This window comes from Streptomyces sp. NBC_00435 (assembly GCF_036014235.1).
Lineage (GTDB): Bacteria > Actinomycetota > Actinomycetes > Streptomycetales > Streptomycetaceae > Streptomyces.
Genome location: NZ_CP107924.1, coordinates 2857381 through 2869842 on the forward strand (window position 1 = coordinate 2857381; position 12462 = coordinate 2869842).

General features: G+C 73.3%; 11 protein-coding genes. 3 read left to right on the forward strand and 8 right to left on the reverse strand.

Going from position 1 to position 12462, the window contains the following annotated elements; all coding sequences use genetic code 11:
• Positions 1–89 precede the first annotated feature (89 nt).
• Entirely contained in the window at positions 90–1118 is a 1029-nt protein-coding gene (locus OG389_RS13170) for an aspartate-semialdehyde dehydrogenase (protein ID WP_328298665.1), read from the forward strand.
• Between the two features lie 77 nt (positions 1119–1195).
• Here the strand turns inward: OG389_RS13170 and OG389_RS13175 are convergent, their stop codons facing one another.
• Entirely contained in the window at positions 1196–1693 is a 498-nt protein-coding gene (locus tag OG389_RS13175) for a DUF1203 domain-containing protein (protein ID WP_328298666.1), read from the reverse strand.
• 138 nt (positions 1694–1831) lie between these two features.
• Between OG389_RS13175 and pepN the strand changes: the two genes are divergently transcribed.
• Positions 1832–4411 (forward strand): aminopeptidase N, encoded by a 2580-nt coding sequence (gene pepN / locus OG389_RS13180; protein WP_328298667.1) that lies wholly within the window; start codon positions 1832–1834, stop codon positions 4409–4411.
• 106 nt (positions 4412–4517) lie between these two features.
• Here the strand turns inward: pepN and OG389_RS13185 are convergent, their stop codons facing one another.
• Genes OG389_RS13185 through OG389_RS13200 form a run of 4 tightly spaced genes read right to left on the reverse strand, consistent with a single transcriptional unit; the run spans position 4518 to position 9130 of the window.
• Positions 4518–6257: an FG-GAP-like repeat-containing protein gene (locus OG389_RS13185; RefSeq protein ID WP_328298668.1), complete on the reverse strand. Its 1740-nt coding sequence runs from the start codon at positions 6255–6257 to the stop codon at positions 4518–4520.
• 43 nt (positions 6258–6300) lie between these two features.
• Positions 6301–7197: a LysR family transcriptional regulator gene (locus tag OG389_RS13190; RefSeq protein ID WP_328298669.1), complete on the reverse strand. Its 897-nt coding sequence runs from the start codon at positions 7195–7197 to the stop codon at positions 6301–6303.
• A 10-nt stretch (positions 7198–7207) separates the two neighbouring features.
• On the reverse strand, positions 7208–8137 hold the full coding sequence (locus tag OG389_RS13195; RefSeq protein ID WP_328303739.1) for a DMT family transporter: 930 nt from the start codon (positions 8135–8137) through the stop codon (positions 7208–7210).
• Positions 8138–8188: 51 nt separating this feature from the next.
• The gene (locus OG389_RS13200) at positions 8189–9130 is read right to left on the reverse strand and encodes an EamA family transporter (RefSeq protein ID WP_328298670.1); all 942 of its coding nucleotides are present in this window, start codon (positions 9128–9130) and stop codon (positions 8189–8191) included.
• Positions 9131–9246: 116 nt separating this feature from the next.
• On the opposite strand from OG389_RS13200, the gene OG389_RS13205 reads away from it, so the two are divergent.
• On the forward strand, positions 9247–9762 hold the full coding sequence (locus tag OG389_RS13205) for a MarR family winged helix-turn-helix transcriptional regulator (RefSeq protein WP_328298671.1): 516 nt from the start codon (positions 9247–9249) through the stop codon (positions 9760–9762).
• Between the two features lie 127 nt (positions 9763–9889).
• On the opposite strand, the gene OG389_RS13210 is transcribed toward OG389_RS13205, so the two are convergent.
• The 3 genes from OG389_RS13210 to OG389_RS13220 are packed head-to-tail and all read right to left on the reverse strand — an operon-like array spanning position 9890 to position 12432.
• Complete coding sequence (locus tag OG389_RS13210; RefSeq protein WP_328298672.1) at positions 9890–10129, reverse strand: hypothetical protein; 240 nt, start codon at positions 10127–10129, stop codon at positions 9890–9892.
• A 20-nt stretch (positions 10130–10149) separates the two neighbouring features.
• Positions 10150–12195: a 4-alpha-glucanotransferase gene (locus OG389_RS13215; RefSeq protein ID WP_328298673.1), complete on the reverse strand. Its 2046-nt coding sequence runs from the start codon at positions 12193–12195 to the stop codon at positions 10150–10152.
• Between the two features lie 12 nt (positions 12196–12207).
• Positions 12208–12432 carry a hypothetical protein gene (locus OG389_RS13220; RefSeq protein WP_443059426.1) on the reverse strand — a complete coding sequence of 75 codons (225 nt, stop codon included), beginning with the start codon at positions 12430–12432 and terminating at the stop codon, positions 12208–12210.
• Positions 12433–12462: the final 30 nt, after the last annotated feature.

A 12462-nucleotide genomic window follows, 5' to 3' on the forward strand; every position in this document is an offset into this window, starting at 1 on the left:
CCTCGGACAATGGATTGGACAAGCCTCGTGGGGTCGAACGCATGATGACTCCACGCGCGCCCGCGTCGTACGTACCAAGAGGAGTCACCGTGAGGGTCGGAATCGTCGGAGCCACCGGACAGGTCGGCGGAGTCATGCGCGGCATCCTCGCCGAGCGGAAGTTCCCGGTGGACGAGCTGCGGCTGTTCGCCTCGGCCCGTTCGGCCGGCACGACCCTCGAATGGGAGGGCCGCGAAATCACCATCGAGGACGCCTCCACGGCCGACTGGTCCGGCCTGGACATCGTGCTCTTCTCCGCGGGCGGCGCCACCTCCAGGGCCCTCGCCGAGAAGGTCGCCTCGCAGGGCGCCGTCGTGATCGACAACTCCTCCGCATGGCGCGGTCACCCCGAGGTCCCCCTCGTGGTCTCCGAAGTGAACCCGCACGCGATCAAGAACCGCCCCAAGGGCATCATCGCGAACCCGAACTGCACCACGATGGCCGCGATGCCGGTGCTGCGCCCGCTGCACGACGAGGCCGGACTGACCGCGCTGATCGCCACCACCTACCAGGCCGTTTCCGGCTCGGGCCTGGCGGGCGTCGCCGAGCTCAAGGGCCAGGCCTGCGCGGTCGCCGAGGCCGCCGACCAGCTGACCTTCGACGGCGGCGCGGTGGAGTTCCCGGAGCCGCAGGTCTACAAGCGGCCGATCGCCTACAACGTGGTCCCGCTCGCGGGCAACCTGGTCGACGACGGCTCCTTCGAGACCGACGAGGAGCAGAAGCTCCGCAACGAGTCCCGCAAGATCCTGGAGATCCCGGAGCTCAAGGTCTCGGGCACCTGCGTGCGCGTGCCGGTCTTCTCCGGCCACTCCCTCCAGGTCAACGCCCGCTTCGCCCGGCCGCTGAGCGTCGAGCGTGCATACGAGCTGCTCGGGGCCGCCCCGGGCGTCGAGCTCTCGGAGATCCCGACCCCGCTGCAGGCCGCCGGCAAGGACGCCTCGTACGTGGGCCGCATCCGCGTCGACGAGACCGCCGAGAACGGCCTCGCCCTGTTCCTCTCCAACGACAACCTCCGCAAGGGCGCCGCCCTGAACGCGGTCCAGATCGCGGAGCTGGTGGCGGAGGAGCTGCGCGGCTGATCCCGCACGCACGCACGAGGAGCAGGGGCGGCGCCGCTACGGCGCCGCCCCTGCCGCGTTGCGCCGCCCCTGCCGCGTCAGCCCCGGCGGACCTCGAAGAGGTAGCAGCCGAATTCGGCCGCGCGGACGTGGACGAGAGCGGTGCCCGGGTCCGCGAAGGCTTCGGCCAGGGCCTGGTCGATCACCGCGTCCGGGTCCCCGGTGAGGGTGAGCACCCGGCCGCCGAGGATGTGGCCCGCCGCGTCGTAGCGGCGGGCGGTGCGCAGCGCGCCGGGGTGGGCGAAGGGGTGACCGGCCGCCCCGGCCGGTCCGCCGCAGTCGGCGGCGTGGATGAACACCGGGCCCTGTTCGTCGTAGGCGCCGGGCTCGGCGCCGGTCGCGGCGGCCCAGCGGCGCAGCGGGGCGTAGGAGACGAGGGCGATCCGTTCGCCCGGGGCGCTGCGGCGCAGGCAGCAGCGGAGCGGGGCGCCGCCCTCGGGGTCCTCGTACGGCAGGCAGGGCTGCCCGGCGTCGTCGAGGGAGCGCAGGGCGGCGAGGGCGGACGGGGCGATGGGGAGCGCGGTGTGAGCGGTCATGAGGTCCAGCGTGCGTGGCCGGCCGGGCCGAAGCTGGCGGAAATCGGACGTCGCGTTCGCCCGTGGATTACTCCGGCGCGGTGACGCGGCCCGCGTGGAAGGATGGACAGCACCGTCACCATCGAAGGAGATGAACGCGTGCCTGGCACGAATCTGACCCGTGAAGAGGCTCAGCAGCGCGCAAAGCTGCTCAGTGTCGACTCGTACGAGATCGAACTCGATCTCAGCGGAGCGCAGGAGGGTGGCACGTACCCCTCCGTGACCACGGTGCGCTTCCAGTCCGCCGAGGCCGGCGCCGAGACCTTCATCGACCTGGTCGCGCCGGCCGTGCACGAGGTCGTCCTCAACGGCAAGGCCCTGGACGTGGCCGCCGTCTTCCGGGATTCCCGGATCGCGCTCGGTCACCTGGCGGCCGGGGCCAACGAGCTCCGTGTCGTCGCGGACTGCGCGTACACCAACACCGGTGAGGGTCTGCACCGCTTCGTCGACCCGGTCGACGAGCAGGCGTACCTGTACACCCAGTTCGAGGTCCCGGACGCGCGGCGGGTCTTCGCCAGCTTCGAGCAGCCCGACCTGAAGGCGACGTTCCAGTTCACCGTGACGGCCCCCGAGGGCTGGACGGTCATCTCGAACTCCCCGACGCCGGCCGCTCCGGCCGACAACGTCTGGCGCTTCGAGCCCACCCCGCGCATCTCCACGTACATCACGGCCCTGATCGTCGGCCCGTACCACGCGGTGCACAGCTCCTACGAGGGCGTGGACGGCCAGTCCGTCCCGCTCGGCATCTACTGCCGGCCCTCGCTCGCCGAGTTCCTCGACGCCGACGCGATCTTCGACGTGACCCGGCAGGGCTTCACCTGGTTCCAGGAGAAGTTCGCGTACGACTACCCGTTCGCGAAGTACGACCAGCTCTTCGTGCCGGAGTTCAACGCGGGCGCGATGGAGAACGCGGGCGCGGTGACCATCCGCGACCAGTACGTCTTCCGCTCGAAGGTGACGGACGCGGCGTACGAGGTGCGCGCCGAGACGATCCTGCACGAGCTCGCGCACATGTGGTTCGGTGACCTGGTCACCATGGAGTGGTGGAACGACCTGTGGCTGAACGAGTCGTTCGCCACCTACACCTCCATCGCCTGCCAGGCGTACGCCGAGGGCTCGAAGTGGCCGCACGCGTGGACCACCTTCGCCAACTCGATGAAGACCTGGGCGTACCGGCAGGACCAGCTGCCGTCCACGCACCCGATCATGGCCGACATCCGTGACCTGGACGACGTCCTCGTCAACTTCGACGGCATCACGTACGCCAAGGGCGCCTCGGTGCTCAAGCAGCTCGTCGCCTACGTCGGCATCGACGCCTTCTTCAAGGGCGTGCAGGCGTACTTCAAGGCGCACGCGTTCGGCAACACGCGCCTGTCGGACCTGCTGGGCGCCCTCGAGGAGACCTCCGGCCGCGACCTGACCGCCTGGTCGAAGGCGTGGCTGGAGACGGCCGGCATCAACATCCTCCGCCCGGAGATCGAGACGGACGCCTCCGGCGCCATCACGGCCTTCGCGGTCCGCCAGGAGGCTCCGGCGCTGCCCGCCGGAGCCAAGGGCGAGCCCGTCCTGCGCCCGCACCGCATCGCGGTCGGCCTGTACGACCTGGCCGACGGCAAGCTGGTCCGTACGGACCGGATCGAGCTGGACATCGACGGTGACCTCACCGCCGTGCCGGAGCTGACCGGCCGTGCCCGCCCGGCCGTCGTCCTGCTCAACGACGACGACCTGTCGTACGCCAAGGTCCGCCTCGACGAGGTGTCCCTCGCCAATGTCACCTCGCACCTGGGCGACTTCACCGAGTCGCTGCCGCGCGCGCTGTGCTGGGCCTCGGCCTGGGACATGACCCGCGACGGCGAACTGGCCACCCGCGACTACCTCGCCCTCGTGCTCTCGGGCATCGGCAAGGAGTCGGACATCGGCGTCGTCCAGTCGCTGCACCGCCAGGTGAAGCTGGCCGTCGACCTGTACGCCGACCCGGCGTGGCAGGAGCAGGGCCTGGCCACCTGGACGGAGGCCTCGCTGGAACACCTGCGCGCGGCCGAGCCGGGCAGCGACCACCAGCTGGCGTGGGCCCGCGCGTTCGCGGCGACGGCCCGTACCGAGGAGCAGCTGGCGTACCTGTCGGCGCTGCTGGACGGCTCGGCGGAGGTCAAGGGCCTGGCCGTCGACACCGAGCTGCGGTGGGCGTTCCTGGAGCGCCTGGTCGCCACGGGCGTCGCGGACGAGGCGGCGATCGCGGCCGAGCTGGAGCGGGACAGGACGGCCGCCGGCGAGCGTCACGCGGCGACCGCCCGGGCGGCGCGTCCGACGGCGGAGGCCAAGGCCGAGGCCTGGGCCTCGGTCGTCGAGGGCGACTCGCTCCCGAACGCGGTGCAGGAGGCGGTGATCGGCGGGTTCGTCCAGACCGACCAGCGCGAGCTCCTCGCCCCGTACACGGAGAAGTACTTCGCGGCGGTCAAGGAGGTCTGGGAGACCCGTAGCCACGAGATCGCCCAGCAGATCGCGGTGGGGCTCTACCCGTCCCTCCAGGTCTCCGAGCAGACCCTCGCGGCGACGGACGCCTGGCTGGCCTCGGCCGAGCCGAACGCGGCCCTGCGCCGTCTGGTCTCGGAGTCCCGCGCGGGCGTCGAGCGCGCGCTGAGGGCCCAGGCGGCGGACGCCGCTGCCGCCGGAGCCTGACCGGCCCGGACGGAGGAGCGGGGGCGCCCCCGGTGTGTAACGCACCGGGGGCGCCCCCTTGCCGTACGCGCGGTACGGCGCGTGCCGCGCGCATCGCGCCGGGCGGTCAGCGGGCCGACTGGCTCCAGCGCCAGCCGCCGTCGCCGACGGGCACGCCCGCGGAGAAGCCGGTGCCGGCCGCGTTGCCCTGGAGGTGGTTCAGGCCCGCGGTGCCGGTGCCCCTGGGCGCGGTGGTGAGCAGCAGGTCGGCGCGACCGTCCCCGGTCGTGTCACCGATGGTGCCGGCGAGCGGGTACGAGGTCAGGGAGGCGGTTCCGATCACGGTGGGCGGGGCGAGCGTCGTGGCCCCGGCGGACAGGAACTGGCTGATCCTCCCGTCGGCGGAGCGGGCCCAGAGGTCGGCGCGGCCGTCACCGTTCACGTCACCGGGCGTGAGGATCTCGTAGTCCCTCCACTCCGCGCCCGCCAGGGGCTCGGCCTTGTGGGGCAGGGCCGGGTCGGTACCGGTGGCTCCCGGGTGCAGGAACAGGCCGCCACCACCGCGGGCCACCAGGTCGGGCTGCCCGTCGCCGTTCACGTCACCGGCGGCGAGCACGGTGACGCCGGCCCATTTGTCGGGGCGCCCGCCCATCGGGATGCGGTCGCCGAGGCGGCCGTCGCCGCGGTTGGGGTAGATCCACAGCTCGTCGCCGATCCGGGCGACGACGTCCTCGCGGCCGTCGCCGTTCCAGTCGCCGCGATGGCTGACGTCGGCGCCCTCGAAGCCGCTGGTGGCGATGGTGCGGTAGGGGGCGAAACGGCCGTTGCCGAGCCCGGGGTGGAGCCGCAGCGAGCCGTCGTCCTGGACGGCGAGCAGGTCGGGCGTGCCGTCGCCGGTGAGGTCTCCTTCGGCGTGCGGGCGCTCGGTGAAGACGGCGGTGGCGCGGACCAGTTTGTGGTCCTTCGGGGTCAGCCCGGTCTCCTCGGCCGTGCTGTTCAGGTCGCGGAAGTCCTGACGGCTGAAGAAGGTGAGGTCGATCCTGGGCCCCCAGTCGCCCTTCTCCCCGTTCCCCTTGTTCTTGTCCTTGTCCCATGCGGTGGGCTCCGGACCGGTGGCTCCCGCGTCGGCGAGGGACAGGATGCCGGGCGCTCCGTCGAAGACGGGCTTGAGGAGGTCGCTGCCGGGTTCCGCGTTGAAGTCCCCGGCCAGGACGACCGGCAGCCCGTCCGCCCAGTCCTCGATGCTGCGCATCAGCACCGGGGTGCCGCTCTGTGTGACGGGGTCCTGCACCAGGTGCGTCCCGCAGGCCAGGACGGTGCGCCCGCCGACGGGCGCCCTCGCGCAGACGACGGAGCGGGCCGCCGTCATCCTGACCGGGTCGGCGGGGGTCACCACGGCGGACATCCCGGTGACCGAGCTCTGGTCTCCCCTGATCAGCAGCGCCTGGCCGAAGCTGGTGTCACCGCCCTCCCCGGCCCACTTGGCACAGCCGGTGGCCTTCTGCGTACTGGTCCACACGCCCGCGTAGCCGGGCAGGACCCGGCGCAGCTCGTCGTACTGGCCCCGGCACATCTCCTGGAGCGCCACCACGTCGGCCCTGCCGGCCCCGGAGCCGATCGCCCGCACGAGGCCGTCGGCCCATTCGGTGAGCGGCTTCTGGCTCTGGCAGGGGGCCGCGCCGCAGACGTTGTACGTGAGCGTCCGCACGGTGGCGGCTTCCACCGCGGCCTGCACGGGCGCGGCCCGCGCGGTCGGCGGCGCCGGTGCCAGCAGTGCCGACAGGGCTGTCAGTACGGTGACGACCAGGCCCGCCACCAGGACGAGTCCGCCGGCCACCCACCCCCCGAGCGCCGTTCTCCTTCTCATGGCCCCCACCCCCGGAAAGATCATGCAAAGGTGTCAGCGTAGGTCACCCGCCGGCGGCCGTCCGCAGCGCGGCCAGTACGTGGGCCACGGCCGGGGCCGATTCCGAGCCGCGGCGCAGGGCCGCGACGACGTGCCGGGTGGGGCGGTCGTGGGACAGGACGCGGACGGCCACCCCCGAGGCGCGGCTCGCCACCATGCGCGGTACCAGGGCCACGCCCATGCCCGCCTCGACCATGGCCAGGATCGCGGTCCAGCCCGAGGCCGAGTGGGCCTGTTCGGGTACGAACCCCGCCGCCTCGCAGGCGCTGCGGGTGATCTCCGACCAGGGGCCGCTGCCGCCGTAGATCCAGGGGTCCTCCGAGAGGTCCGCGAGCCTCAGCTCCGCGGCTCCGGCCAGCGGGTGGTCCGGGGGCAGGGCCACGTCGAGGGGGTCCTCCAGCAGCGTCCGGCGGGTGAAGCGGGGGTCCCGGGCGGTCGGGGCGTGCGCCGCGAGGGAGAGGGCCAGGTCCACGACCCCGGCGGACAGCAGCTCGTAGGACTCGGCCGCCTCCGTCTCCCGTACGCGGACCTCCACGCCGGGGTGCGAGAGCCGCAGGGCCGCGACCGCCGGGACCACCAGCACCGGCACGGCGGTGGAGAAGGCGCCGATCCGCACCTCCCCGGCCTCCCCGGCGAGGTATCCGGCCAGTTCGGCGTCGGCCCGCTCCAGCTGCGCGAACACCGCCTCGGCATGGCGCAGTACGAGGTGCGCGGCGTCGGTGAGGCGGACCCGGCGGCCCTGGGCCTCCAGCAGCGGGACCCCCAGCAGCCTGGCCAGGTTGGTCAGCTGCTGCGAAACGGCCGAGGGCGTCATGTGCAGCGCCTCGGCCGTCGCGGTCACGGTCCCCTGTTCGGCGAGGGTCCGCAGGATCCGCAGCTTCTTGATGTCCCACTCGGTCATGGGACCGAACCTACCGCCGGGCACCCAGACCCACGCCGCCGAGGATCAGCGCCATGCACACCAGCTGCGCCGGGCCGGTCGTCTCGCCGAGGAGCAGCAGGCCGAGGCCCGCGACGCAGACCGGCTGGAGGTAGTAGACGACTCCGGCGCGGGCGGCGCCGATGAGGGAGACGGCCTTGTTCCAGGCGAAGAAGGCGACGGCGGAGGAGCAGACGCCGACGTAGAGGAGCATTCCGGCGGTGGAGGGGGTGACCTGGAAGCCGCCCTGGACGCCGACGGACACGGCGTAGGCGGGGGCCAGCATCAGGGCGCCGAGGACGAAGGTGGTGAGCAGGAAGGCGAGGCCGCCCAGTTCGGCGGGCTTGCGCTTGAGGAGCGCGCTGTACGTGGCGAAGGACAGGGCGGCGGCGAACATCCACAGGTCGCCGGCGGCGAAGTCGAAGCGGATGGAGCCCTTGCCGACCAGCAGCAGCACGCCGAGGGCCGCGAGGGCGAGTCCGAAGGTGCGCCGGGCGCCGAGCCGTTCGCCGCCGACCCGGGCGTACAGGGCCATGATCACCGGGGAGGCCGCCATGATCATGCCCATGTTGGAGGCAGAGGTGGTCAGTCCGGCCTGGTGCACGAGGGTGTTGTAGAGGGTGACGCCGAAGAGGGTGGCCAGGGCGATGTAGCCGAAGTGCTTGCGGATCAGGGCCCGCTGCTGCCAGGCCTGCCGGGCGGCGAAGGGGGCGACCGCGACGGTGGCGATCGTCCAGCGCCAGAAGACGGCCTGGACGGGCGGGATGCTGTCGGCCATGCCCCGGGTGGCGACGAAGCTGCCGGACCAGACGACCGTCGCGAGCAGGGCGAGGAGTACGCCGAGGCCGGCGGCCCCCTTCTTCGCCCCGGCGCCCTCGGCGGCGGGCTGCTCTGTCTGCGAAACGGTACGGGCGCGGTCCATGACGGCCACTGGGCGTCTCCCCCTCGGAGTTCGGTGTGTCGGTTCGTCGCACTACCGTCGCATCGACCCACCCGTCAGGTCCATCGAAACATTTCGATCGGTTCCTTCAGTAGAACTGAACGGTTCGGGCTTCGTCCGCACCGGGCCCACCGCGAGCTGCCCGGCGACGGTGGCGCCGAAGGCGATCGCCATGCCCAGCACCTGGACCGGCGACAGCGACTGCCCCAGGGCGGCCCAGCCGATGACGGCGGCGGTCAGCGGGGAGAGCGGACCGAGGAGGGTGACCGAGGTGGGGCCGAGCCGCCCGAGGCCGCGGAACCAGAGCCAGTAGGCGATGCCGGTATTGATCAGCATCATGTAGCCGTAGCCGAGGAAGGCCTTGCCGTCGAGTGCCGGCGGCGCCCCCTCGACCAGCGCGGCGACCGGGATGATGATCAGGCCGCCCGCGGTGAGCTGCCAGCCGGTCATGGCCAGTGGACCGACGCCCTCCGGGCGGCCCCACCGCTTGGTCATGACGGTGCCGGCGCCCATCGAGGCGGAGGAGACGACACCGGCCACCACCCCGACGGGATCGAGCCCGGCCTCCGCGGTCAGCACCACCATGCTGACGCCGAAGGCCGCCACGACGGCGGCGAGCACGGTCCGCAGCCGGGCCCGCTCGCCCAGGAGGAGCGCGGCCAGCCCCACGACGAACAGCGGTCCGGCGGAGCCCAGTACGGCCGCGACCCCGCCGGGCAGGCGGTAGGCGGAGAGGAACAGCAGCGGGAAGAAGGCGCCGATGTTGAGTCCGCCCAGGAGGGCGGCCCTCCCCCACCACCACCCCTTCGGCAGGGTGCGGGACAGGGCCGTCAGCAGCAGTCCGGCGGGCAGTGCGCGCATCACCCCGGTGAACAGGGGCCGGTCGGGCGGCAGCAGCTCGGAGGCCACGGCGTAGGTGGAGCCCCAGGAGATGGGAGCCAGGGCGGTCAGGGCGATGGTGGTGACGCGCTTCATGACGGACGCTCCTCCGGCAGGGACGAGTAGCTCACTTGGAAGTAGCTTACCGCTAAGCTACTTTTCCGCAAGCAACTTTCTTGCGGCGGAACAAGTGGAAGCCGGATACTTCGCCCATGACCGAGCCCACGCCAGCAGCCGGTGCCGCCAAGGACCCCGTCGACGCCATCACCGACCAGTGGTTCGCGGTGCGCCCCGACCTGGAGACCACCCCCATGGCCGTCTTCGGGCGGATCTTCCGCATCTCCAAGGCCATGGGCGATGCGATGGAGCGGGCCTACTCACGCTACGGGATCGCCCGCGGGGAGTTCGACGTCGTCGCCACGCTGCGCCGCAGCGGAACCCCGTACACCCTCTCGCCCCGCGAGCTGTCGGCCACGCTGATGCTCACCACGGGCGGTATGACGGGACGGCTGGACAAGCTGGAGAAGGCCGGACTGCTCTGCCGCAAGCCCGATCCGCACGACCGGCGAGGGCTCCAGGTGACGATCACCGACCGCGGCCTCGCACTCATCGACGAGGCCGTCGAGGCGGGTCTGGCGGTCCAGCGCGACGCGCTCACCGGGCTCGGCGAGGCGGAGGTCGCGACCCTCACCGCCCTGCTGCGCAAGGTGCTGGCCGGGGTCCCGTAGGCCGGCCGGAGGCGGTTCCCCGCGAGCGGCCCGTGAGGTCGCTCGGGTACGACGGGGCGCCGGGGGTCCGTTCGGACCCCCGGCGCCCCGGAAGTTTCTGATCGAGCGAGAGGACCCCGGGAAGGGGTCAGCTCTCGTTCTGCTGCTTGCGCGACTTGTCGCCGACCATCACCAGACCGGCGATGACCAGGAACAGCACGATCGGCGCGGCCACGTAGAGGCCGAGCGTCTCGGCGACGCTCAGGCCCGGACCCGGGTCGTCACCGTCGTCGCGGGTGACCGCGAGAGCGGGAGACGTCATCAGCAGCATCATCAGCGTCGTTCCGGCCGTGACGGCGCCGGCGCGCAGAGCGTTCTTCTTGTCCACGGTGCAAACGTAGCGAACACCTAAACTCCCCGCGCGCCCGGGGGTGCCGTACGGGGTTCCCCCCGCCCCCGCACCGCCGCCAGCAGGGCGTTCGCGCGCGGCGAGGCGGCCAGCGCCGCCAGCGTCAGCGGCCGGCCCTCCGCGTCGGCGAGCGGAAGCCGCCAATTGGGGTACTGGTCCCAGGTCCCGGGCAGGTTCTGCGGCCGCCGGTCCCCCACCGCGTCGGGCAGCCAGACCCCGACCAGCCGGGCCGGGGTGCGCAGCAGGAACCCGTACAGGGACCGTACGGCGGCCTCCTCGCCCTTGGTGTCGAGCCCGAGGTCCTCCAGTACGTCCAGCCAGCGCGCGGTGTCCGCCGCGTCCTCGGCGCGCTCCCGCTCCAACGGGCGGGTCAGCAGGCCGAGGCGGTCGCGCAGTTCCACGTGGGAGCCGGCCAGTTTGGCGGCCGAGGGCGGCAGGTCGTGGGTGGTCGCCGTGGCCAGGCAGTCGGACCGCCAGCGCTCCGGCTCCAGCGGCTCCCCGTCCCCGCCCCAGTCCCGCTCGAACCACAGCACCGAGGTGCCCAGCACCCCGCGCCGGGCCAGCGCCTGACGGACCCCCGGCTGCACGGTGCCCAGGTCCTCGCCGATGACCAGGGCCCCGGCCCGGTGGGCCTCCAGGACCAGCAGGGCGAGCATCGCCTCCCCGTCGTACGAGACGTACGCGCCTTCGGCGGGCGGGGTCCCTTCCGGGATCCACCAGAGCCGGAAGAGTCCCATGACGTGGTCGATGCGCAGGGCCCCCGCGTACCGGAACACCCCCCGCAGCAGGGCCCGGAACGGCTCGTACCCGGTGGCGGCCAGCCGGTCGGGCCGCCACGGCGGCAGCCCCCAGTCCTGGCCCCGCGCGTTGAAGGCGTCCGGCGGGGCGCCGACGGAGACGGCCCGGGCGTAGTGGGGGGCTCCGGAGGCGTCCGAGCCCTCCGGATGCACCCCGACGGCCAGGTCGTGCACGATGCCGACCGCCATCCCGGCCTCCTTGGCGGCCCGCTGGGCGGCGGTGAGCTGGGCATCCGTCAGCCAGACCAGCCAGCGGTGGAAATCGGCCCCCGCGACGGGGTCCTCCCCGGCCCGCGCGGCGCACCACGCGGCGTGACGGTCCAGCTCCGCACCCTGCCCGGCGCGGAACTCCCCGTAGGCCGCTGCCCGTTCGGGGGTGCGCGGGACGGCGTACAGCAGCTCCAGGGCGGCCCGCTTGAGGGTCCAGACGGCGTCCCGGTCGATCAGCGCCCCTTTCTCCAGGACCTCGCGGCGCAGCTCCCCGCCCCGGGCGGCGAGCGCGGCGAGGGCTTCGCGGTCCGGGCAGGCGGCGTACTCCGGGACGTCCTCGATCCGCAGGTGCACCGGGTCGGGGAACCGGCGCGAGGACGGCCGGTACGGGGAGGGGTCGGTCGGGGTCCCGGGCACGGCCGCGTGCAGCGGGTTGACCTGGACGAAGCCGGCTCCGTGGACCCGGCCCGCCCAACTCGCCAGCTCCGCCAGGTCGCCCAGGTCCCCCATGCCCCAGGAACGCTCGGAGAGCAGCGAGTACAGCTGGACGAGGATCCCGTGGGTGCGCTCCGGCGCCGCCGGGGCCCGCTCGGGGGCCACGATCAGGGTGGCGGTGGCGGTGCGGCCGTCGGGGGCCTCGGCATGGACCCGGTGCACGCCGAGCGGCGGGCGCCCCGTCCCCGCGTCGCCGCCCCAGGGCACCGCCGGGGCGGCCTCCCCCGCCCCTTCCCCCGCCCCCGGCGGTGCGCCCTCCTCCGGCTCCAGCCGGAGCCGCGTCCCCGGCGGCAACGAGCCCAGCTCCACGGGCGGCCTCGCCCCGGCCCACCACACCAGCACGCGCGGCAGCAGCCGGTGCGCCGCTTCGTGCTCCGCCGCCGCGAGGTCCGCCCGTACGGTCTCCGGGGTGGCGGTGTCCGCTCCCAGCTGCCGCAGCACGGCGGCGACGGTGGCGTCCGGGACCCGGACGGTGACGTCCTCGGCGGGCTGGTAGGTGGTGGCCACTCCGTACAGGGCCGCGAGCCGGGCGAGGTCGTCCATCAGGTTCCTTGTCTAGTCACCCGCGGCGGCCGCCGCGGCATGGGTGGTCGGCTCGCTGGTCAGCGGGGCCTCACAGGCGAGCGGGGGCTCACTGGTCAACGGCGAGTGCGCGGCGTCGGCGAGCGACGGCTCACTGGTGAGGGGCCGTTCGTCGGGCCCGGCCTGCGCGGGCAGATGGGCGAGCGGCGGGCGCTGTTTCGGGGCGGGTATGGAGGTGGTGGCGTTCTCGGTGTTCACGGCCTCGGTGTTCACGGCAGGCACTCCTTT

Excerpts from the sequence above, each read along its gene's own strand:
- OG389_RS13175 (WP_328298666.1), bottom strand. The coding sequence starts at position 1,693 with ATGACCGCTCACACCGCGCTCCCCATCGCCCCGTCCGCCCTCGCCGCC.
- OG389_RS13185 (WP_328298668.1), bottom strand. The coding sequence starts at position 6,257 with ATGAGAAGGAGAACGGCGCTCGGGGGGTGGGTGGCCGGCGGACTCGTC.
- OG389_RS13190 (WP_328298669.1), bottom strand. The coding sequence starts at position 7,197 with ATGACCGAGTGGGACATCAAGAAGCTGCGGATCCTGCGGACCCTCGCC.
- OG389_RS13195 (WP_328303739.1), bottom strand. The coding sequence starts at position 8,137 with ATGGACCGCGCCCGTACCGTTTCGCAGACAGAGCAGCCCGCCGCCGAG.
- OG389_RS13200 (WP_328298670.1), bottom strand. The coding sequence starts at position 9,130 with ATGAAGCGCGTCACCACCATCGCCCTGACCGCCCTGGCTCCCATCTCC.
- OG389_RS13205 (WP_328298671.1), top strand. The coding sequence starts at position 9,247 with ATGACCGAGCCCACGCCAGCAGCCGGTGCCGCCAAGGACCCCGTCGAC.
- OG389_RS13215 (WP_328298673.1), bottom strand. The coding sequence starts at position 12,195 with ATGGACGACCTCGCCCGGCTCGCGGCCCTGTACGGAGTGGCCACCACC.